The following is a 20985-nucleotide window of genomic DNA, read 5'->3' as shown; positions in this document are numbered from 1 at the left end:
CGTGCGGCCGGTCGGCCGCGCCGGCCGCGGTCGCCGCCGCCGGGGCGGGTGCCGCTGGCGGGGCGGGTACCGCCGCCGCTGCGGCCGGGGTGGGTTCGGGCGCGGCCACGAGGCGAGGGCGGCGACGCCGCCGCCCCGGGGCGCCATGGCCGGTGCCGTACCCGATGAGGACGTTGCCGGAGCCGGCCCGCTCCTCCTCGCGGTAGGTGGCGTGCCCGGCGGGCTCGTCGCCGGCCCCGCCGTCACCGGCCAGCGGCGCGATGGTGATCAGCGGCTGGCCGACCGGGCGGGTCTCGCCCGCCGCGCCGTGCAGCGCCACGACCCGCCCGGCGTACGGGCAGGGCACGTCGACGACGGCCTTGGCGGTCTCCACCTCGACGACGCTCTGGTCCACGGCGACCACGTCGCCCACGGCGACGCGCCACTCGACGATCTCGGCCTCGCTCAGCCCCTCGCCCAGGTCGGGCAGGAGGAAGACCTGCGCCCCGTCCACGGTTGTCACGCGGCGCTCCCCCGGCTCAGCCAGCGCTCGTCGGGCTGGTCGTCCCACTGGAGGCGGGCCACCGTGTCGAGGACCCGGTCCACCGACGGCAGGTGGGTGTGCTCCAGCATCGGCGCCGGGTACGGGATGTCCAGCCCGGACACCCGCAGCACCGGGGCGTGCAGGGCGTGGAAGCAGCGCTCCTGCACCCGGGCGGCGATCTCGGCGCCGACCCCGGCGAAGCCCTGCGCCTCCTGGATCACCACGCACCGGCCGGTGCGCCGGACCGAGGCCGTGACGGTCTCGTCGTCGAACGGCACGATGCTGCGCACGTCCACGACCTCGAGGTCCCAGCCCTCCTCGCGGGCGGCCTCGGCGGCCTCCAGCGCGACCGGCACCGCCGGCCCGTACGCGACGAGGGTGGCGTCGCGGCCGGGGCGGCGCACGACCGCCCGGCCGATCGGCGCGGTGTCCGCGGGAAGCTCCGCCTCGCCGCTGGAGAAGTAGAGCTTCTTGGGCTCCATGAACACGACCGGGTCGGGGTCGTCGATCGCCTGGCGCAGCAGCGAGTACGCGTCCTCCACCGTCGCCGGCGTGACGACCTTCAGGCCGGGGGTGTGCGCGTAGTACGCCTCGCTGGAGTCGCAGTGGTGCTCGACCCCGCCGATGCCGCCGGCGTAGGGCACCCGGATGACGATCGGCACGCTGAGCGCGCCCCGGGTGCGGTTGCGCAGCTTCGCCACGTGCGAGGCGATCTGCTCGAACGCCGGGTACGCGAACGCGTCGAACTGCATCTCGACCACCGGTCGCAGGCCGGACATGGCCATGCCGACGGCGAAGCCGACGATGCCGGCCTCGGCGAGCGGGGTGTCGAAGCAGCGCTTGTCGCCGAAGCGGGCCTGCAGGCCGTCGGTGATCCGGAAGACGCCGCCGAGCGCCCCGACGTCCTCGCCGAAGACGACCACCCGGTCGTCGTCGAGCATCGCGTCGGCGAGCGCGGCGTTGAGCGCCTTCGCCATGGTCAGGGCGGCCATCAGCGCTCACCCTCCTCGTCCTGGGCGGCGGCCAGCTCGGCGCGGACCTGCTCGCGCTGCTCGACCAGTTGCGGGGTGGGCTCGGCGTAGACGTGGTCGAAGAGGCTCATCGGGTCGACCGTCGGCTGCGCGTTCATCCGGGTGCGCAGGTCGGCGGCGTACGCCTCGGCCTCCTCGGCGACCGCGGCGACGGCGGCGTCGTCGAGCGCGCCGCGCGAGCGCAGGTACGTCTCCAGCCGGGCCACCGGGTCCCGGTCCCGCCAGGCCTCGACCTCGGCGCCGTCGCGGTAGCGGCTCGCGTCGTCGGCGTTGGTGTGCGCCTCCATCCGGTAGGTGTGCGCCTCGACCAGGAACGGACCCCTGCCCGCGCGGGCGTGCTCCACCGCGCGGGTGAGCACCGCGAGCACGGCCACCGGGTCGTTGCCGTCGACCTGCTCGCTGGGCACGCCGTAGCCCACGCCCTTGTACGCCAGCGACGGGGCGGCGGTCTGCCGGGAGAGCGGGACGCTGATCGCGTACCGGTTGTTCTGCACGAAGTAGACGACGGGGGCCTTGAACACGGCGGCGAAGTTGACGCCCTCGTGGAAGTCGCCCTCGCTGGTCGCCCCGTCGCCGATGAACGCCAGCGCGACGGTGTCCCGCCCCTGGTACGCCTCGCCGTAGGCCAGCCCGGCGGCGTGCACGCACTGGGTCGCCAGCGGGGTGCACTGCGGGGCGGTGTGCCGGGCGGCGGCGTCGTATCCGCAGTGCCAGTCCCCGCGCAGCAGGGTCAGCACCTCGACCGGGTCGATGCCCCGGGAGACCAGGGCCATCGACTCCCGGTAGGTCGGGAAGACCCAGTCCGTGTCGCGCAGGGCGAGGACGGCGCCCACCTGGCAGGCCTCCTGGCCGCGCGAGGACGGGTAGACCGCCAGCCGGCCCTGCTTGGTCAGGGCGGTGGCCTGGATGTCGAAGCGGCGGCCGACGACCATCCGCCGGTACATCTCGACGAGCGCCTCGACGGGCGGCTCGGGGTAGTCGGCGGGGGCGCGCAGCGGTGTGCCGCTCGGATCGAGCAGGCGGACGGGCTCGGTGGCCGGGAGCAGCGGCTTGGCCGGATCGGGCGGGGTGGCCGCCCGGCGGCTGCGCGGGGATGCCCTGCGGACCGCCTCGGGTGTGGTCGTCACGGCGGGACCTCCTGGACGTGTGGTGGGCCTATGCTCCTGCTGTCGGATGATTGACTCAAGATCCAGCACAAACGCGGGACGGATGGCATGGGACGGGCAACGAGATGAGCCAGGAGTCCGGGGGCCCAGCGGAGCCGGCGGCCGGAACGGGACGTTCGGCGCGACCGCTCGACGACGTCGACCGGCGGATCCTCGACGAGCTGGTCCGCGACGGCCGCACGTCGGTGCGCACCCTCGCCGAGCGGATCCACATCTCCCGCACCAACGCGTACGCCCGGGTCGAGCGGCTGCTGCGCGACGGGGTGATCACCGGCTTCCGGGCCCAGGTCGCCCCCGAGGCGGCGGGGCTGGGCACCTCGGCGTACATCGCGTTGAAGATCGAGCAGAACACCTGGCGGGAGGTGTCGGCGGAGCTGGCACGGGTCCGCTACATCGAGCACGCCGCCCTGCTCGGCGGCGACCACGACGTCCTCGCCCTGGTCCGGGCGCCGGACAACGCGACCCTGCGGGACGTGGTGCTGGGCCGGGTGCAGGGCATCGCCGGCGTGCTCTCCACCCGCACCTGGCTGGTCTTCGAGGAGTTCGACGGCGAACGCAGCCCGTGGGAGTGAGCCGGCGCTCCGCCCTTCCGGCGGGCCCCGGCCGGGCCCGCGGCGAGCGACCGGCTCAGCGCTCCGGCGGGGCCTCCAACCCCTCCCGGTCGGCCAGCTCCAGCAGCGGCTCCAGGGAGAACCGCCGGTCGTCGAGGCCGGCGTGCGGGTCGCCGCGCTCGGCGAACCGGGCGGGCATCGTGGTCACGGCGAAGTCCTCCGGCCGGGCGTCGTCCAGCTCCGACCAGTCCAGCGGCGCGGAGACCAGCGCGCGCGGCGTGGGGCGGATCGAGTACGCCGAGGCCATCGTGTGGTCCCGGGACATCTGGTTGTAGTCGACGAAGACCGGCCGGTCCCGCTGCTCCCGCCACCAGGTGGTGGTGACCAGCTCCGGCAGCCGGCGTTGCATCTCCCGGCCCAGCGCCAGCACCGCCCGCCGGCACTCGCCGAAGCTCCACCGGGGTTCGATGGAGAGGTAGACGTGCAGGCCCCGCCCGCCGGTGGTCTTCGGGTGGCCGGTCAGGCCCAGCTCGGCGAGGAACGCGCGCACCTCGTGGGCCACCGGCACCACCTGGTCGAAGCCCACCCCCGGCATCGGGTCCAGGTCGATGCGCAGCTGGTCGGGCCGCTCGACGTCGGCGGCGGAGACCGGCCACGGGTGGAACCGCAGCGTGCCCAGGTTGGCCGCCCAGATCACCACCGCCAGCTCGCTCGGCGCGACCTCGTCGGCCGTACGCCCGCTCGGGAAGGTGATGTGGGCGGTGCGGACCCACTCGGGCGCCCCCGCCGGCAGCCGCTTCTGGTAGAAGGCGTCGCCCCGGTTGTCCTGCCGGGTGCCGATCTTCGCGCCGTCGAAGACGCCGCGCGGCCACCGTTCCAGCATGGTCGGCCGGTCCCGCAGGGCGCGCAGGATGCCGTCGCCGACGGCGAGGAAGTAGCGCACCACGTCCCGCTTGGTCAGCCCGAGCTCCGGGAAGTACGGCTTGTCGGGGCTGGAGACGCGCACCAGCCGCTCCCCCACCTGGATCTCCTCGGCCGGCGTCGCCACGCCTGACACCGTAACCCGAAGGTAGGACGAGCAGGGCGCACGCCGCGGAGGGGCGGAACCAGGATCCCGCCGGGTCAACCCGCGTCGCGACGACTCGCCCGTAGGGCGCTGATCCCCTCCAACCTGGCGCGCATTACTCGGGTCGCCGAATGGTCCGGCCCGAGCCGACCGCTGCGGTCCTCGACGGCCTGGCGGGCCGTGGACTCGGCGTCGTCCAGGCGCTCCGCCCCGACGAGTTCGTCGATGAGCAGGTCTCCGAACTGCAGGACGTCCGGATGCTCTTCCCCCAGTGCGACGCGGGCCGCCGCGAGCGCCTCGCGCCAGTGACCGACCGCGTCGAGGGGCTGCCGGCGGGCTCGCGCAAGCAGGGCCCGGGTGGCGGAGGTGAGGTGATGGTCCGGCCCGAGGTCCCGGGACCGGACGCGGATGACCTCGCGATACTCCACTTCCGCATCGTCGAACCGCTCCTGCGCGTCGAGTATCTGGCCCAACTCGAACCTCACCTCGACGGTCGGCGGGGCCTCGTCGCCGACCGCTTCCGCACGCCGAGCGAGGACCTGCCGCAACTCTGCCTCGGCGTCCACGAAACGGCCCTGCGATCCCACGATCCGCGCGAGGTCGTGCCACGTCCTGACCGTGGTGGGATCCAGGTCGCCGAGAGCCCGGCGCATGAGGTCCAACACCTCCCGGAACTCCGACTCGGCCTCCACGAGCTTCCCGCAGTCGCGCAACTGCCGCGCCAGGCATCGGCGGTTTCGCAACGTCTGCACGTGCTCCGGCCCAAGCACCCGCGCCTGCTTCTCGGCCACCTCGCGGAACAGCGTCTCGGCTGTCGCGTGGTCACCGGACCGGGCGGTGGCGTGCGCCAGCCGGTGCATCGTGGTCAACGTCCTCGGGTGATCCTCACCCAGGATGCGTCGACGTGCGTCGAGGACCAGGCGGGACTCCGCCTGGGCCGCCTGGTCGTCACCCTGACTGGTCAGCACCTCGGCCAGGGCGATCCGAGTGTCGACGGTAGCGTTGTCGTCCGGTCCCAACGCCTCGGTCTGGAGTTCGAGCACGGCCCGCAACTCGGCCTCTGCCTCCGAGAACCTCTCCTGATCGGCGAGCACCCGCGCGAGTTGTGCCCGGGAGGCCACCGTCGAGGGGTGGGCGTCCCCCCGGCTCCGGCGGAAGGCCTGCCAGACAGCCCGGTACTCGGCCTCGGCCTCGGCGTGACGGTCCTGGTCACGGGCTACGAGGGCGAGATCCGACCGGGTGAGCCACACCGGGGAACTGTCCTCCCCCGCCAGCCGGACCTCCGCCCGCAGGATCTCGCGGTACTCCGCCTCCGCCTCCGCGTAACGGTCGCACGCACGCAGGAAAGAGGCGAGGTCACGGCGCATCGCGAGGGTGCGCCGATCGTCCGCACCGCACTGCCTCGTCATGGCCTCAACGCTCGCACGGTATTCCCGCTCCGCCTCAGCCGTCCGCCCCTGGCGGGCGAGGACGGAGGCCAGCTCGGACCTGACGCGCAGCGCGCGGACGCTCACGTCGCCCTCGACCCGCTCGGCCACCGCGAGGAGTGCGTGGAGCTCCGCCTCCGCGTCGTCCAGTCGCCGTCGCCGGCGTAGCAGCAGAGCGAGGTCCTCCCAGGCGGCCAGGGTCGAGCGATGCCCCTCGCCGAGCACCGCGCGCACTTCGGCAAGGAGCGCCCGGTACGCCTCCTCCGCCTCGTCCAGGCGGCCGTGCTGCTCCAGGATCCTGACGCTGTTGTGCCGGGTGCCCAGCGCACGGGAGGTGCGACGCATCGGGTGCCACCGCATCATCGCCAACTGCTTGCGGGCGACCGTGAGCTGCAGGTCGGCGTCCTGCCACGGCGACCGGAGACCGCAGACGCTGCTCTGCACGACCAGACCCACGTGGGGATGGATCCGGCACACCGTGCGCATGAAGAGGTTCCCGGACTCCCGGAGGTCCACCGCCGCGGCGTCGAAGCGCCCCAGCCCCCACAGGCAATGCCCGCGCTGGTGCTGGACCGCCCTGGTCACTTTCGCCCGGCGCCCCGCCACCGCCGTCGCCAACGACAGGTAGACCGTCAGACTCTCCACCGCCGCCTCCGCCGCCAGAAGAGCGACGACCTCCCGCGAGACGTCGCTGACGGTCCGTACGAACGTGTGCCGCAGCGCCTCGGGCACGTATCCGGGATCGTTCGTGAGATCGGTGGCCAGCCGCCGCAGATGCGGGTCCAGCACGTAGAGCTGTCGGCCGTTGACCGCGGCGCCGTCGGAGCCCGCAGTGAGCGCCGAGACGAGTGCCCTGACGGCGTCCGCCCGCATCGCCGCTGCCCGCGACGTGTCGGTCAGCAGACGTTCACGCATGACCTCGTGCACCAGCGGATGAACGGTGACCAGCTGACCTCGCACCGCTCCGTCGGCCGGCTCGCCCACGTGGTGGTCGTCGATCAGAGCCAGGGCGCGAAGGGCGCCGACGAGCGCGTCGGCCCGTGCCGGTGCGGCCGTGGCCTCGTCTTCGGACGCGACCTGCTGGATCAGCGACGACGGGACGGGGGCGTTGGCGAAGCAGGAGAGTAGGGCCAGGACGCTGCCCGCATCCGGCATGCCTCGTTCAGCGAGCCATTCCAGGGAAAGGTCCCAGGTGGCTGTCACGAGGTCGCGCGGGCTCGGCTCACCGCCACCGAGGGATGTCGCGGTGCGGGTGGCGGCGTCGATCGTCGCACTGAACCGTCTGGCGAGCAGCGCGTCGTAGTCGGCGACGCTCATCGCGGCGCCCCGGGCGCGCGACGTTGCCAGGTAGCGTCCCGCCGCCCGCAGGGCGAGAGGAAGGCCGCCCAGCCGTTCGGCCAGGCTCTCCGCGTCCGCACGCTCGGCACCCCGCCCCTCGGCGTCGAGGTCGGCGGAGTCGAGCAGGACCTGCCCGCCGTCCGACGGACTCAGCGTGGAGAGGCGACGGGCCATCACCCGGCGCCCCCAGACGGCGAGATCCCCGACTCGGGAGGTCACCAGCACCAGCCCGCCCGTGCTGGCCCGCAGCCAGCCGTTCCCCGCGTCGGTCCGTTCACCGTCGGCGGCGAGGAGCTGCGGGTCGTCCGCGTTGTCCACGATCAGCAGCCAGTTGGTCGTGGCATGTTCGAGCACGGCCCACACGGCGTCAACGGCGCCGGCCTCGTCCGGGCTGGCTGGCACCCGGAAGTCGGGACCGGCAAGCTGGCGGGCGACCAGCCACATCGCTGCCTGAACGCGGGACCGGTCGGAAGCGTCGACCCAGAACGGCTGGACGCCTGCCCGCGCCGCGCGAACCGCGATCGCCAGCGCCACGGCGGACTTGCCGACCCCGCCCAGGCCGTGCAGCAACCAAATCGGCCTGGTGGTCCGCTCGCCGTAGCGCTGCTGGCGCACCATGAGGTCGATCGCGGAAAGGACCTCGTCGATGATCGGCTGGCGTCCCCAGACCCTCGGCGGTAGGCGGCCGACCGGGGGTGCCACCGACAGCCCGGCTGCCGACGGGCTCGGGCCGGCGTCGAGCACCGTGTTGATGGTGAGCGGTCCTCTGATGTCCCGGCCGGCGCCGACGCCGATGCCACGAACCGTGACCTGCCTGCGGGCCACCCCTCAGTGCCTCCGCACCCGAAGCCGCAGTCTGCCCCGCACGTTGCGGCCGGCGGCCACCGCACCGTCGCCGGCCGCCACCACGCCCGCTTCGGGCGGCGGCGACGGTGCCCGTTGCCCGAACCCCCCGACATCGACCTCGACGTCTCCGTCGACATCCTTACCGGCAGCCACCGCGCCACGCCCCGCGGCGACGACGCCACTGGATGCCTGGTTGAGGGAAAGCCACACCTGCGAGCCGATGAGCACGACCGCGGTGACCGCCAAAGCGACACCCCAGGTCCAGCTCCACGCGTCGGTCAGGACGTTGGTGGCGTAGCCAGCGCCGAGACCGGCAGCGGCCGACAGGGCCGTCAGTACCGCTCTGCCAAGCCCACCCGCCACGACGTCTCCCGCCTATGCGAACGTCGGCTGTTACCACGGCCGTCGCATGCGCAATCTAGCGGTGGGCGCCTTCTCGCTCAACGAGGTGACGGGTTTCGGACCGACCACACCCACCGGCGGTGATCGGGACGGTCACTGTCCGGCCGCCCCGACCGCCGGTGGGAATCAGCTCATCTCCTCCTGGAGTCGCACCAGGAGCATCTTCTTGCCCTGCTCGCCCGCCTTGCGGTTGTTCTCCTGCATCTTCCGGAACCAGGTGGCCAGTTCCGTGTCGCCCCGCGCGTCGGCGTCGGCGATGTAGTTCTCCAGCTGCCAGATGTGCTGCAACGACATCTGCAACGCGTGGATCAGGTCGTAGTTCTGGTCCTTCACCGGGCTCGCCGGCTCCCTGACCATCGTGGCCACGGCACACCTCCCCGTCTCGGTGATCGGTGGAGGCAGCGCTTACCCGGCCCGGCCCCGATCACGCCCCGGGCGCGGGGCCCGGCGGCGACGGGAGGGTGCGGTTACCCGGGGCGGGCTCCGGGTAGGGGTTGCCGCATGGCGGAACTGGCGACGCTCTGGATCGTCCGGCACGGCGAGAGCACGGCGAACGTGGCGGCCACGGCGGCCGAGGCGTCCGGCGCCGAGCTGATCGACCTGACCCACCGGGACGCGGACGTGCCGTTGAGCCCGACCGGGGAGGAGCAGGCCCGGGCCACCGCGCGGTGGCTGGCCGGGCTGCCCGAGGCCCGCCGGCCCGACGTGGCGGTGGTGTCGCCGTACCTGCGGGCGGTGCGGACCGCCGAGCTGGCCCTGACCGGCACCGGGATCCCGCTCAGCCGCGACGAGCGGCTGCGCGACCGGGAGCTGGGCATCCTGGACGGGCTGACCGGGCAGGGGGTGCGCCGGCGGCACCCCGAGGAGGCGGCACGCCGGGACCGGCTCGGCAAGTTCTACTACCGGCCGCCGGGCGGGGAGTCCTGGACCGACGTGGCGCTGCGGCTGCGCGCCCTCCTCGGCGACCTGCGCCGCGACCACGAGGACCGGCGCGTGCTGCTGTTCGGCCACGACGCCCTGGTCTTCCTGACCCGCTACCTGGTGGAGGGGCTCACCGAGGCGGAGCTGATGGCGCTGACCCGCGAGCACGTCATCGCCAACTGCTCGATCACCGGCTGGTCCGCCGACGCCGACGGCCGGCTGACCCCGGACGTGTTCAACGACGTCGGCCACCTGCGGGAGCAGGGCGCCCGACCGACCAGGGAGGACGAGGTCCATGCCGAACCGGTCTGACACCCGGGTGATCACCCCCGGCCTGCTGCGGGACTGGGCGCTGCCCGTGCCGACCGGCGGCAAGGAGGCCCGGGGCACGGTGCTGGTGGTCGGCGGCTCGCGGTTCACCCCCGGTGCGGTGCTGCTCGCCGGCGTGGCCGCGTTGCGGGCCGGGGCCGGCGTGCTCCAGCTCGCCGCCGCCGAGTCCACCGCCTCCGCGCTGAGCATCCAGGTGCCCGAGGCGCTGGTGGTGGGGCTGCCGGAGACCCCCGAGGGCGCGGTCGCGGGCCTGCCCGGCGAGCTGCTGGGCGACCTGGTGGCGGAGGCGGACGTGGTGGCCCTCGGCCCCGGCCTGAAGGACATCGACGAGACCGGCCGCCTGCTGCGCCTGGTGCTCGACGCGGCCGGCCCCGAGACGTCGCTGGTGCTGGACGCGTACGCCCTCGGGGCCCTCAGCCACGCCCCGGACCTGCTGGTCGGGTCCGACCGGCCGGCGGTGCTCACCCCCAACCTCACCGAGGCCCGGCACCTGCTCGGCCGGGAGCCCGGCGACGACCTGGACGCCGAGGCGACCGAGCTGGCCCGCCGGTACGACGCGGTGGTCTCGCTCTACGGCCACATCGCCACCCCCGACGGCCGGAGCTGGCGGGAGGAGAGCGGCGACGCCGGCCTGGGCACCTCCGGCAGCGGAGACGTCCGCGCCGGCCTGCTGGCCGGGCTGCTGTCGCGGGGGGCGGAGCCGGCACAGGCCGCGTGCTGGGCGGCGTTCGCCCACGCGGTCAGCGGTCAGCGGCTGGTCCCCCGGTTCGGCCGGATCGGCTTCCTCGCCCGGGAACTGCTCGACGAGATTCCCCACACCCTCGCGACCGTCTGACACTTCCTGTCTGACCGAACGGATGTGTGTAACGCCACAGGCCGCTCCTACGCTGGTGGATCGGAGGAGGGCATCCCGCCCGCCTCCCGCCGGCCGCTCCCCGCCAGGGAGCGCACCCCGGCTGCAAACAGCCCCTGGGAGTCTGTGTGAAGAACCTCCGTCGCAAGACACTGGCTGCCGCGTCCGCCGTGACGCTCGGCGTCGGCCTCGCCGTCGCCGGCGGGGTGGCCCCGGCGGCGTCGGCCGCCGGCCCGGACACCACGTTCCTGGTGCTCGCCCCGCAGGGTGCCAAGACCGACAAGGCGGCCGCCCGCGTGGCCGCCGCCAACGGCACCGTGGTGGCCAGCTACGACCAGATCGGCGTGCTCGTCGTCCGGTCGACCAACCCCGACTTCGTCACGGACGTGGCGGGCGCGGGCGTCGACTCGGTGGCGTCCACCGCCGGCCTGGGCACCGCCCTCCAGGAGGGCGAGACCCTGGAGGTCTCCGCGGCCGAGGCGGCCAACACGACCGCCGACCCGACCAAGGAGCCCCTCTTCGGTCAGCAGTGGGACATGCCGATGATCGACGTCCCGCAGGCCCACGCCGTCAACGCCGGCCGCGCCGACGTGGTGGTGGGCGTGCTGGACAGCGGCATCTCCTCCAGCCACCCCGACCTGGCCAGCCAGATCGCGAAGAACAAGAGCACGTCCTGCCTCGGTGGGGTCTCCGACACCACCGAGTCCGCCTGGAACCCGACCACCTCCGACCACGGCACCCACGTGGCCGGCACCATCGCCGCCGCCGTCAACGGCGTCGGCGTGACCGGTGTCGCGCCGGGCGTCAAGGTGGCCGCCGTGAAGGTGGTCAACAACGACGGCTACATCTTCCCGGAGGCTGCGGTCTGCGGGTTCATGTGGGCCGCCGAGCAGGGCATGCGGGTGACCAACAACAGCTACTTCATCGACCCGTGGGAGCTGAACTGCCGCAACGACGCGCGCCAGCGTCCGGTGTGGAAGGCGGTCCAGCGGGCCCTGCGTTACTCGCAGAGCAAGGGCGTGCTGCACGTGGCGTCCGCGGGTAACAGCAACTGGGACCTCGCCCACAAGATCACCGACACGGGCAGCCCGAACAACGGGACCCCCGAGGAGCGCGAGAACCTCGCCAACTCCTGCCTCGTCCTGCCGGGCGAGGCGCCGGGCGTGGTGACGGTCTCGGCGGTCGGCCCGACCGGGGAGAAGAGCTACTACTCCTCGTACGGCCAGGGCGTGGTCGAGGTGACGGCGCCGGGTGGCGACACCCGCTTCCGTACCCAGGGCCGCAGCTCGACCCTCACCGACGGCATCCTGTCCACCACCTACAACACCACCACGAAGACCAACGGCTGGGGCTACAAGCAGGGCACCTCGATGTCCTCCCCGCACGCCGCCGGTGTGGCCGCCCTGGCCGTCTCGGCGCACCCGGGCATGACCCCCGGCCAGCTGTCGGCCTTCCTGGGCACCACCGCCGAGGCGATCTCCTGCCCCGGCGGCGTCTACAACCCGGTGCCGCTGATCGCCGCCGGCCCGAACGCCTACGACGCGACCTGCTCCGGCGGCCAGCGCAACGGCTTCTACGGCGCCGGCATGGTCAACGCGTACAACGTGGTGAAGTAACAACACGCACGACCAGTGGTGGGGCCCGGCGGTGATCCGCCGGGCCCCACCCGTTTTCGCTGCTCACAGCGGGGGTACGGGAGGAGGTGTCCGACGAGCGAGGAGGTCAACGGTGTCCACCGATGCCATCGTGGTGTTGAAAGAGGACCACAAGGAGATGCGCCGCCTGTTCAAGGCCTTCCAGGACGCCGAGGAGGGTCCGCCGGCGCGGCGGCAGAAGCTGGTGAACGAGATCCTGGAAGCCCTCACGGTGCACACCTACCTCGAGAACGAGGTGATGTACCCCGAGGTCCGCAAGCTCCTGCCCGACCTCGAGGACGACATCCTCGAGTCGTACGAGGAACACCACGTCGCCGACGTGCTCTGCGCCGAGCTGTTCACCATGGACGCCGGCGACGAACGCTTCAACGCCAAGACCACGGTGCTGATCGAGAACGTCCTGCACCACGTCGAGGAGGAGGAGCAGGAGTGGTTCCCCAAGATGCGCGAGGCGCTCGGCCGTAAGCAGCTCCAGGAGATCGGCGAGCGGATGATCGCGCTGCGCGCGGACGCGCCGCGCAAGCCGACCGACCCGAAGGCGATCAAGAAGTCGCTGGACGCGGTGACGGCCTGAGCGGACGGGATGTCACGGGCCCCGGTGCGCCGGGGCCCGTCGCCGTGCCCGGGGGCGCGGGCAGGATCCGCCGCAGCGCCGGGGGCGCGGCCCGGGGCCGCCACTCCCGCGGGTAGCCCACCGAGACCTCCTCGAACCGCACCCCGTCGTGCCAGGTGGTGCGGGGGATGTGCAGGTGGCCGTAGACCACGGCGGCGGCGTCGAAGCGCAGGTGCCAGTCGGCGGTGGACTCGGTGCCGCACCACTGGGCGAAGATCGGGTAGCGCAGCACCCGGGTCGGCTCGCGCAGCAGCGGCCAGTGGTTGACCAGCACCGTCGGCAGCCCGGGCTCCCGCTCGGCGAGCCGGCGCGCGGTCTCGGCGACCCGGGCGGCGCACCACGCGGACCGGCTCGGGTACGGGTCGGGGTGCAGCAGGAACTCGTCGGTGCACACGATCCCCGTCCGGTACGCCTCGGCCAGCGCCGCCTCGGGGGTGTCGAAGCCGTCCGGTCGCCAGCTGTGGTCGTAGAGCAGGAACAGCGGCGCCACCAGCACCGGCCCGCCCGCCCCCCGCCACACCGGGTACGGGTCCTCCGGGGTCAGCACGCCCAGCCGCCGGCAGGCGTCGACCAGGTACGCGTAGCGCGCCGCCCCGCGCAGCGCCACCGGGTCGGCCGGCGGGGTCCACAACTCGTGGTTGCCCGGCGCCCAGACGACCCGCGCGAAGCGGCGGCTGAGCAGGCCGAGGGCCCACTCGACGTCGGCCACGGTGTCGCCCACGTCCCCGGCGACCAGCAGCCAGTCGCGCGGCGAGGTGGGGCGCAGCCCCTCCACCACCTCGCGGTTGCCCCGGTGACCGACGTGCAGGTCGCTGATGGCGAGCAGGCTGCCGCCCTCGCCGTCCTCCCCCGCCATGCCGCTGATCCTAGGCAGCGACGCGCCCGGCCGCGAGGCCCCCGTCCCGACGGCGGGCCGCACGACCCGCCGCCGGGACCCGGAACCGATCAGCTGCCGGAGCCCGGCTCGGCCATCCTGCGGTGCTGCGCCGCCTTGAGCTTGTCCGGGACGATCTTGCCGGCGGCGGTCTGCACCTTGTTGAGCAGCGAGCCCGCGGTCACCGTCTGGTCGCCGCGCATCATCGCCGCGAAACCCTGCTCGGCCACGGTGCGCGGGTCGTCCTTGCGCCCCGAGCCGACCCGGGTGTCCTCCATCTCGGCACGGCTGAAGAACTCCGTGTCGGTCGGCCCCGGCATCAGCGAGGTCACCGTCACGCCGGTCTCCTTCAGCTCGTTGCGCAGCGCCTCCGCGAAGGACTGCACGAACGACTTCGAGGCGTTGTAGACGGCCTGGAAGGGGCCCGGCATGGTGGCGGCGATCGACGAGGTGAACAGGACCCGGCCGGCGCCGCGCCGCACCATGCCGGGCAGCAGCAGCTTGGCCAGGTGCACCGGCGAGCGCACGTTCAGGTCGACGACGGCCAGCTCGTCCGCGAGCGCGGTGCCCCCGACGAACTCCCCGCCGGCGCCCCGCCCGGCGTTGAGCGCCAGCGCGTCGACCGGCCGGCCGGTCCCGGCCACCGCCGCCGCCAGCTCCTCGACCCCCTCGGCGCGGGTCAGGTCGACCCGGACGGGGTGCACCCGCGGCCCGCCGTCGCGGCGCAGCCGCTGGGCCGCCGTGGCGATCCCGTCGTCCTCGGCGGCGACCACCAGGTCGTACCCGTGCTCGACGAACTGGACCGCCAGCTCGTACCCGATGCCGCTGGACGCGCCGGTCACCACGGCGAACGGCCGGTCCGTGCCCGATGTGGTCATCTGCTCGTCACTCCCCTCGTCGGCGGGCGGTCCGCGCGCACCGTGGCCGCTCCGGGTGTGCTGTGCCCCGGTCCGGGTCGGTTAATCCCGCCGTCGGCGCCCGCCCACCTCGCCGGGGCCCACCACCCGGGCGAGGTGGGCCGGGAACCGCCGGGGCCGACCCGGTAGGATCGGCACGGGCCGTGACTGGCGCGTAGGGATGGAGAACCATCGGGAAGCGGTCCCGTCATGAGGACGCATGCCGAGCGCCTGGGCCTTCCGCACGTCACTGGAGGTCGCATGTCGCTGAACGCCGAATCCACCGCCTTCCGCAGCGCCCTCGAGGTGATCCGCGCCGTCGAGCCGCGGGTGGCCGACGCCATCGGCGCCGAGCTCGCCGACCAGCGCGAGTCGCTCAAGCTCATCGCCAGCGAGAACTACGCCTCCCCCGCGACCCTGCTGACCATGGGCAACTGGTTCAGCGACAAGTACGCCGAGGGCACCGTCGGCCGCCGCTTCTACGCGGGCTGCCAGAACGTCGACACCGTCGAGGCGCTCGCCGCCGAGCACGCCCGGGAGCTGTTCGGCGCCGCCCACGCGTACGTGCAGCCGCACTCCGGGATCGACGCCAACCTGGTCGCGTTCTGGGCGATCCTGGCCGACCGGGTGGAGTCGCCCGCGCTGAAGAAGGCCCAGGTGCGGCAGGTCAACGACCTCACCGAGGCGGACTGGTTCGCGCTGCGCCGGGAGCTGGGCAACCAGCGGATGCTCGGCATGTCGCTGGACGCCGGCGGCCACCTCACCCACGGGTTCCGGCCGAACATCTCCGGCAAGATGTTCGACCAGCGCAGCTACGGCACGGACCCGGTCACCGGCCTCGTGGACTACGACAAGGTCGCCGAGGCCGCCCGCGAGTTCAAGCCGCTGATCCTGGTCGCGGGCTACTCGGCGTACCCGCGGAAGGTCAACTTCCGGATCATGCGGGAGATCGCCGACTCCGTCGGCGCCACCTTCATGGTCGACATGGCGCACTTCGCCGGCCTGGTCGCCGGGAAGGTCTTCACCGGCGACTTCGACCCGGTGCCGCACGCGCACATCGTCACCACCACCACGCACAAGTCGCTGCGCGGCCCGCGCGGCGGCATGGTGCTCTGCCAGCCCGAGCTGGCCGACCAGGTCGACCGGGGCTGCCCGATGGTGCTCGGCGGCCCGCTGCCGCACGTGATGGCCGCCAAGGCCGTCGCCCTCGCCGAGGCGCGCCGCCCCGACTTCGCCGACTACGCCCAGCGCATCGTCGACAACGCCCAGGCGCTCGCCGAGGGGCTGCTGCGGCGCGGCGGCAAGCTCGTCACCGGCGGCACCGACAACCACCTGGTGCTGATCGACGTCTCCGGCTACGGGCTGACCGGCCGGCAGGCCGAGCAGGCGCTGCTCGACTCGGGCATCGTCACCAACCGCAACTCCGTGCCGCAGGACCCGAACGGCGCCTGGTACACCTCGGGCATCCGGGTCGGCACCCCGGCGTTGACCAGCCGGGGGCTGGGCACCGCACAGATGGACGAGACGGCCGAGCTGATCCACACCGTGCTCAGCCAGACCAAGCCGGGCGCCAACCCGGACGGCACCGCGTCCAGGGCCAAGTACGTCCTCGACGCGGCCGTCGCCGACCGGGTCGCCAAGCAGGCCAGCGACCTGCTGAGCGGCTTCCCGCTCTACCCGGCCGTCGACCTCGGCTGACCGCTCCACCCGACGCCCCCGCCCGGCCCGACCGGGCGGGGGCGTGGGAGGTCAGTGGGGGCGGTGGCGGAGGGCGCGGAGGCGGTGCAGGACGTCGGTGCCGCCCCGGCCGAAGTGGTCGTGCAGGGCGCGGTAGTCGGCGTACAGCTCGTCGTAGGCCGCCGCCCGGGCCGGGTCGGGATGCCAGGTCTCGCGCCGGGCGGCACCCATCGCCGCCGAGGCGGCCGGCACGTCCGGGTACGCCCCGGCGGCGACCGCCGCGTGGATGGCCGCGCCCAGCGCCGCCGGGTGCGCGGAGTCGACCACGTGCAGCGGCCGGCCGAGCACGTCGGCGTAGATGCGCAGCAGCAACCGGTTGCGGGTCAGCCCGCCGGCCACGGTCAGCTCGTCGACGCTCACCCCGGCGGCGGTGAAGGCGTCGACGACGGTCCGGGCGCCGAAGGCGGTGGCCTCCAGCAGCGCCCGCCAGATCTCCTCGGGCCGGGTGGCCAGGGTCAGCCCGACCAGCACGCCGCTCAGCTCGTGGTCCATCAGCACCGAGCGGTTGCCACTGTGCCAGTCCAGGGCCAGCAGCCCGTGCCCGCCCACCGGCTGGTCCGCAGCGAGGGTGTCCAGCAGCTCGTACGGGCTCAGCCCCCGGCGACGCGCCTCGTCGGCGTAGCCGGCCGGCAGGGCGTTGCGGGCGTACCAGGCGAAGATGTCGCCGACCCCGCTCTGTCCCGCCTCGTAGCCCCAGGCCCCGGTGGTGACGCCCCCGTCGACCACGCCGCAGACGCCGGGCACCTCGCGGTACGTCTCCGCGTTCATGATCAGGCAGGTGGAGGTGCCGAGCACCGCCAGCATCCGGCCGGGCTCGACCGCGCGGGCCGCCGCAGCGGTGACGTGCGCGTCGATGGCGCCCGCCGCGACGGCTATGCCGACCGGCAGCCCGGTCCACGCGGCGGCCGCGGCGGTCAGCCCGCCGGCCCGGGCGCCCGTCGGCACGAGCGGGCCGTCGACGCGGGACAGCAGCCCGTCGAGGCGGGGGTGCAGGGCGCGCAGGAACTCCGCCGACGGGTACCGCCCGTCCTGCCGCAGCCCCTTGTAGCCGGCGGCGGAGACGTTGCGGGTCTCCCGGCCGCAGAGCTGCCAGACCAGCCAGTCCGCGGTCTCGATGAAGCGCTCCGCCCGGTCGAAGAGCGCCGGATCCTCCTGGAGCACCTCCAGCGCCTTGGCGAGCTGCCACTCGGCGGAGACCCGGCCGCCGTAGCGGGGCAGCCAGCGCTCGCCGCGGGCGGCGGCGACGTCGTTGATCCGGGCGGCCTGCCGCTGGGCGGCGTGGTGCTTCCACAGCTTCGGGTACGCGTGCGGCCGGCCGGCCAGGTCGGGCAGCTCGCAGAGCGGGGTGCCGTCGGCGAGGGCGGGCAGCATCGTGCAGGAGGTGGCGTCGACGCCGACGCCGCACACGTCCTCGGCCCGCACCCCGGCGGCGCGCAGCGCGGCGGGCACCGCGACGCGGAGCACCTCGCGGTGGTCGTCGGGGTGCTGCAACGCCCAGTCCGGCGGCAGCGGCGTCCCGTCGGGCAGCCGCTCGGTGATCACCCCGTGCCGGTACGGGTGGACGGCCTCGCCCCGCACGGCGCCGTCGGCGACGTCGACCACGACCGCCCGGCCGGAGAGGGTGCCGAAGTCGACGCCCACGACGAACCGGGGTGACCCGGCCGCCGGCCGCGCCGCGTCTCCTGCTGCCGCCACGGCTCCTCCTCCCGCCGCGCGGCGTCGGTGCCCCGGGCGGGCGGCCGGTCGGCGACGGCGGGAGGAACGCTAGCAACAACGCCGCGCGCCCGGCACGCCGCCGACGGGTGGCGGCGTGGTACGAACCGGCGCCGGGGCGGCGTCGTGCGAACCGGACCCGGGGCGGGCCCGAGCCTCACCCGGGGCGGACCCCGGGCGGCGGGCCGGAGGAGACGGGCCGCGGCCTCAGGCGACGGGCCGCTTCAGGTGGTAGCGGTGCACCTCGGTGCTGCCCTGGACGTTGTTCACGTCCTCGGCGGCGGAGACCAGTTCCCAGCCCTCCCGGCCGGCCCGGTTGAGGTGCGCGATCGCCGTGTCGCCGTACGCGGTGATGTCCCGGCGCGACCCGTCCGGGCCGTACCAGATGAAGCTGACATGGAAGTTGCGGCCCTGCCCCTGATAACGGCGGACCAGCAACGCGTACTCCCAGGCGACCATGGCGTCCATTATGAGTGTCCACCCAGGACGGCGGAACACGGGCAGTCGCCCTTTGCCGTGCGGTGAACGCGGTGTGTCATCCCACGCCGGCGGTCGCCGCCCGTCGGGCCGTCTCGTCGGCCACCAGCGCGGCCAGCCGGTCCAGCCCGAGGTCGATCTGCTCCGGGGTGACCGCGCTGACCGACAGCCGCAGCGCGTCCACCGGGGCGCCGTCGTCGTAGAAGTGCGCCATCGGCGTCCAGAGCAGCCCGTACTCGCGGGCGGAGCGGTGCAGCAGGGCGTCGTCGACGGCGAACGGCACGGTGACCACGACGAAGAACCCGCCGGCCGGCACGGTCCACCGCACCGGCGAGGTCTCCGCCGGGAAGCGCCGGGCCAGGCCGTCGACCAGGTGGCGCAGGTTGCGGCCGTACGCGGCCCGTTCCCGGACGGTGGCCGCCACGAGGCTGCACCCGTGCTCCAGCAGCGCCCCGCCGACCACCGCCTGGGCGATCGCCGAGGTGTTCACCGTGACCATGCTCTTGATCTTGGCGAGCTGGTCGGCGAGCAGGCCCACCGTGCCGTCGGCGCCGGCGACGCGCTGGTCGGCGACCACGTAGCCCACCCGGGCGCCGGGCAGCACCGTCTTGGCGAACGAGCCCAGGTAGACCACCCGCCGCGCGGTGTCCAGCGCCTTGAGCGTGGGCAGCCGCCCGGCGTCCCCCGCGGGGAAGAGACCGTACGGGTTGTCCTCCAGCAGCAGCAGGTCCTCCTCGGCGGCCAGGTCGAGCAGCCGCCGCCGGTCGGCCAGGCCGATGCTGGTCCCGGACGGGTTGGCGAAGTCCGGCATCACGTAGCAGGCGCGCGGGCGCAGCCCCGCCGCCCGGGCCAGGCGCACCTGCTCGCGCAGGTCGGCCAGGTCGATGCCGGCCGGGCCGCCGGCCACCGGTCGCACCGGCAGGTCCAGCAGCCGGGCGGCGCCGGTCAGCCCCACGTACGTCGGCGCGACGGCGAGCAGCACGTCGCGCGGGTCGGCCCGCAGCGCCCGCAGCACCAGGAACATCGCCTCCTGGCAGCCGACGGTCACCACGATCGCCTCCGGGTCGACCGTGACGCCCTCGTCGACGGCGAGGTTGCGGGCGACGAGGTGGTGCGCGATGCCCTTGGTGCGGCCGTACTGGAACAGCGTCCGGTGCACCTGCGCGGGGCTCTGCCCGAGGTCGTCGGCCAGGTGCCGGCGGAACGTCTCCAGGTGCCGGTGCAGCGCCGCGACGTCGAAGAACTCCTCGTACGGCCGGCCGGCCGCCAGCGACACCGCGTCGGGGTAGTGCTGGGCCACCTCGTTGAGGAAGTTCATCGAGTTCAGCGCGGGGTCGTCGACCGCCGGGTGCAGGTCGGCGACGTGCAGGTCCACCGGATCGGCCACCGCTCAGCCCTCCCTCAGCACGCGCAGCTCGCGGGCGGCCTCCGGATCGGCGCAGCCGGCCAGCGCCAGGGCGTCGCGGAACTCGCCGGCCAGCAGCGCCAGCGCCGTGCGCGCCCCGGCCCGGCCGCCGGCCGCGAGCGCCCACAGCATCGGCCGCCCGACCAGGACGCCCCGCGCGCCGAGGGCGAGCGCGCGCAGCACGTCGACGCCGTCGCGCACGCCGCTGTCCAGCAGCACCTCGCACCGGTCGGCCACCGCCGCCACCACCTCCGGCAGCACGGTGGCGGTGGCCGGCGCGCCGTCGAGCTGCCGGCCGCCGTGGTTGGAGACCACCACGGCGTCCGCGCCGGCGGCCACCGCCAGCTCCGCGTCGCGCGGGTCCAGCACGCCCTTCACCACCAGCGGCAGGGCGGTACGGCCGCGCAGCCACTCCAGGTCCGCCCAGGTCAGCGCGGGCGCGAAGACGTCGCCGGTGTGCGCGGCGATGGCGGAGACCCCCGGGGTGGCGGTGTGCGCGAGGTCGTCCCGGCCGGCCGGCAGGTTGGCCGCCACGACGTGCGGCGGGATGGCGAACGCGTTGCGCACGTCGCGTCGCCGCGGGCCGAGGATCGGCACGTCCACGGTGACCGTCAGCGCGGTGCAGCCCGCCGCGTGCGCCCGGTCCAGCAGGTCGGCGACCAAGCCCCGGTCGCGCAGCCAGTAGAGCTGGAACCAGACCGTCGCGCCGGTCTGCGCGATCTGCTCGATGGGCACGCTGCTCAGGGTGCTCGCCACGTACGGCACGCCGGCCGCGCCCGCGGCGGCGGCCAGCGCCAGCTCCCCGTCGGGGTGCACCAGCCGCTGGTACGCCATGGGCGCCACGGCCACCGGCATGGCGTACGAGGTGCCGAGCAGCCGCGCCTCGGTGCGGGGGGTGTGCACGCCACGCAGCACCCGGGGCAGCACGGCCACCCGGTCCAGCGCGCGGCGGTTGGCGGCGAGCGTGGTCTCGGCGCCGCTGCCGCCGTCGACGTAGTCCCACACGTCGGGCGGCAGCGCCGCCCGGGCCGGCCCGGCGAAGTCGGCCAGGCTGGCCGGCGACGGCTGCGCCACCGGCAGGTCCGACTTCGGCAGCACGCCCTCAACCATCGCCAGTCTCCCTTCCCACCGGCACCGCCCCGCTGGCGGTCGCCCCGCCGC

At 74.3% G+C, this 20985-nt stretch carries 18 protein-coding genes, 1 pseudogene and 1 riboswitch; of the genes and pseudogenes, 6 read left to right on the top strand and 13 right to left on the bottom strand.

Going from position 1 to position 20985, the window contains the following annotated elements; genetic code table 11:
* The 3 genes and pseudogenes from AB0G08_RS21440 to pdhA form a co-directional block, all read right to left on the bottom strand.
* Nucleotides 1–502: pseudogene (locus tag AB0G08_RS21440) on the bottom strand (biotin/lipoyl-containing protein); the annotation flags it as partial.
* Nucleotides 499–1515: an alpha-ketoacid dehydrogenase subunit beta gene (locus AB0G08_RS21435; RefSeq protein ID WP_358090636.1), complete on the bottom strand. Its 1017-nt coding sequence runs from the start codon at nucleotides 1513–1515 to the stop codon at nucleotides 499–501. The pseudogene AB0G08_RS21440 and the gene AB0G08_RS21435, both read right to left, overlap by 4 nt.
* The gene (pdhA, locus tag AB0G08_RS21430; protein WP_358090632.1) at nucleotides 1515–2681 is read right to left on the bottom strand and encodes a pyruvate dehydrogenase (acetyl-transferring) E1 component subunit alpha; all 1167 of its coding nucleotides are present in this window, start codon (nucleotides 2679–2681) and stop codon (nucleotides 1515–1517) included. The genes AB0G08_RS21435 and pdhA overlap by 1 nt, the downstream gene beginning before the upstream one ends.
* Before the next feature lie 104 nt (nucleotides 2682–2785).
* Between pdhA and AB0G08_RS21425 the strand changes: the two genes are divergently transcribed.
* Nucleotides 2786–3292: an Lrp/AsnC family transcriptional regulator gene (locus AB0G08_RS21425; protein WP_358090629.1), complete on the top strand. Its 507-nt coding sequence runs from the start codon at nucleotides 2786–2788 to the stop codon at nucleotides 3290–3292.
* A gap of 55 nt (nucleotides 3293–3347) precedes the next feature.
* On the opposite strand, the gene AB0G08_RS21420 is transcribed toward AB0G08_RS21425, so the two are convergent.
* From AB0G08_RS21420 to AB0G08_RS21405, 4 genes are all read right to left on the bottom strand, one after another.
* Complete coding sequence (locus AB0G08_RS21420) at nucleotides 3348–4319, bottom strand: DNA primase small subunit domain-containing protein (RefSeq protein WP_358090626.1); 972 nt, start codon at nucleotides 4317–4319, stop codon at nucleotides 3348–3350.
* Nucleotides 4320–4393: 74 nt separating this feature from the next.
* Nucleotides 4394–7846, bottom strand: coding sequence for a tetratricopeptide repeat protein (locus AB0G08_RS21415; RefSeq protein WP_358090623.1), 3453 nt, complete (start codon nucleotides 7844–7846; stop codon nucleotides 4394–4396).
* An 84-nt stretch (nucleotides 7847–7930) separates the two neighbouring features.
* Nucleotides 7931–8311: a hypothetical protein gene (locus tag AB0G08_RS21410; protein WP_358090620.1), complete on the bottom strand. Its 381-nt coding sequence runs from the start codon at nucleotides 8309–8311 to the stop codon at nucleotides 7931–7933.
* Between the two features lie 165 nt (nucleotides 8312–8476).
* Entirely contained in the window at nucleotides 8477–8707 is a 231-nt protein-coding gene (locus AB0G08_RS21405; RefSeq protein WP_358090645.1) for a hypothetical protein, read from the bottom strand.
* A 144-nt stretch (nucleotides 8708–8851) separates the two neighbouring features.
* Here AB0G08_RS21405 and AB0G08_RS21400 point away from each other — a divergent pair, with 144 nt between their 5' ends.
* The 4 genes from AB0G08_RS21400 to AB0G08_RS21385 all read left to right on the top strand — a co-directional run bounded on the left by AB0G08_RS21400 (nucleotide 8852) and on the right by AB0G08_RS21385 (nucleotide 12683).
* The gene (locus tag AB0G08_RS21400; RefSeq protein ID WP_358090616.1) at nucleotides 8852–9583 is read left to right on the top strand and encodes a histidine phosphatase family protein; all 732 of its coding nucleotides are present in this window, start codon (nucleotides 8852–8854) and stop codon (nucleotides 9581–9583) included.
* Nucleotides 9567–10436 carry an NAD(P)H-hydrate dehydratase gene (locus tag AB0G08_RS21395; protein WP_358090612.1) on the top strand — a complete coding sequence of 290 codons (870 nt, stop codon included), beginning with the start codon at nucleotides 9567–9569 and terminating at the stop codon, nucleotides 10434–10436. The genes AB0G08_RS21400 and AB0G08_RS21395 overlap by 17 nt, the downstream gene beginning before the upstream one ends.
* A 146-nt stretch (nucleotides 10437–10582) precedes the next feature.
* Nucleotides 10583–12070, top strand: coding sequence for a S8 family serine peptidase (locus AB0G08_RS21390; protein WP_358090609.1), 1488 nt, complete (start codon nucleotides 10583–10585; stop codon nucleotides 12068–12070).
* 112 nt (nucleotides 12071–12182) lie between these two features.
* Nucleotides 12183–12683 carry a hemerythrin domain-containing protein gene (locus tag AB0G08_RS21385; RefSeq protein ID WP_358090606.1) on the top strand — a complete coding sequence of 167 codons (501 nt, stop codon included), beginning with the start codon at nucleotides 12183–12185 and terminating at the stop codon, nucleotides 12681–12683.
* Here the strand turns inward: AB0G08_RS21385 and AB0G08_RS21380 are convergent.
* Both AB0G08_RS21380 and AB0G08_RS21375 read right to left on the bottom strand, forming a co-directional pair.
* On the bottom strand, nucleotides 12652–13578 hold the full coding sequence (locus AB0G08_RS21380) for a metallophosphoesterase (protein WP_358090602.1): 927 nt from the start codon (nucleotides 13576–13578) through the stop codon (nucleotides 12652–12654). The genes AB0G08_RS21385 and AB0G08_RS21380 overlap by 32 nt on opposite strands.
* An 89-nt stretch (nucleotides 13579–13667) precedes the next feature.
* On the bottom strand, nucleotides 13668–14474 hold the full coding sequence (locus tag AB0G08_RS21375; protein WP_358090599.1) for an SDR family NAD(P)-dependent oxidoreductase: 807 nt from the start codon (nucleotides 14472–14474) through the stop codon (nucleotides 13668–13670).
* Nucleotides 14475–14646: 172 nt separating this feature from the next.
* A riboswitch (ZMP/ZTP riboswitch) is annotated at nucleotides 14647–14736 on the top strand.
* A gap of 17 nt (nucleotides 14737–14753) precedes the next feature.
* On the opposite strand from AB0G08_RS21375, the gene AB0G08_RS21370 reads away from it, so the two are divergent.
* Entirely contained in the window at nucleotides 14754–16190 is a 1437-nt protein-coding gene (locus AB0G08_RS21370) for a glycine hydroxymethyltransferase (protein ID WP_358090596.1), read from the top strand.
* Between the two features lie 51 nt (nucleotides 16191–16241).
* Here AB0G08_RS21370 and AB0G08_RS21365 read toward each other — a convergent pair whose 3' ends face one another.
* From AB0G08_RS21365 to AB0G08_RS21350, 4 genes are all read right to left on the bottom strand, one after another.
* On the bottom strand, nucleotides 16242–17924 hold the full coding sequence (locus AB0G08_RS21365; protein ID WP_358090592.1) for a ribulokinase: 1683 nt from the start codon (nucleotides 17922–17924) through the stop codon (nucleotides 16242–16244).
* A 225-nt stretch (nucleotides 17925–18149) separates the two neighbouring features.
* The gene (locus tag AB0G08_RS21360; protein WP_121398707.1) at nucleotides 18150–18410 is read right to left on the bottom strand and encodes a hypothetical protein; all 261 of its coding nucleotides are present in this window, start codon (nucleotides 18408–18410) and stop codon (nucleotides 18150–18152) included.
* A gap of 67 nt (nucleotides 18411–18477) precedes the next feature.
* Nucleotides 18478–19806, bottom strand: coding sequence for a PLP-dependent aminotransferase family protein (locus AB0G08_RS21355; RefSeq protein WP_358090589.1), 1329 nt, complete (start codon nucleotides 19804–19806; stop codon nucleotides 18478–18480).
* Between the two features lie 3 nt (nucleotides 19807–19809).
* Nucleotides 19810–20934: an alpha-hydroxy acid oxidase gene (locus tag AB0G08_RS21350; protein ID WP_358090585.1), complete on the bottom strand. Its 1125-nt coding sequence runs from the start codon at nucleotides 20932–20934 to the stop codon at nucleotides 19810–19812.
* Between the last annotated feature and the right edge of the window lie 51 nt (nucleotides 20935–20985).

The organism is Micromonospora sp. NPDC023644 (genome assembly GCF_040640115.1).
In the GTDB taxonomy this organism is placed as follows: Bacteria; Actinomycetota; Actinomycetes; order Mycobacteriales; family Micromonosporaceae; genus Micromonospora.
This window is presented reverse-complemented; position numbering and strand designations above follow the sequence as displayed.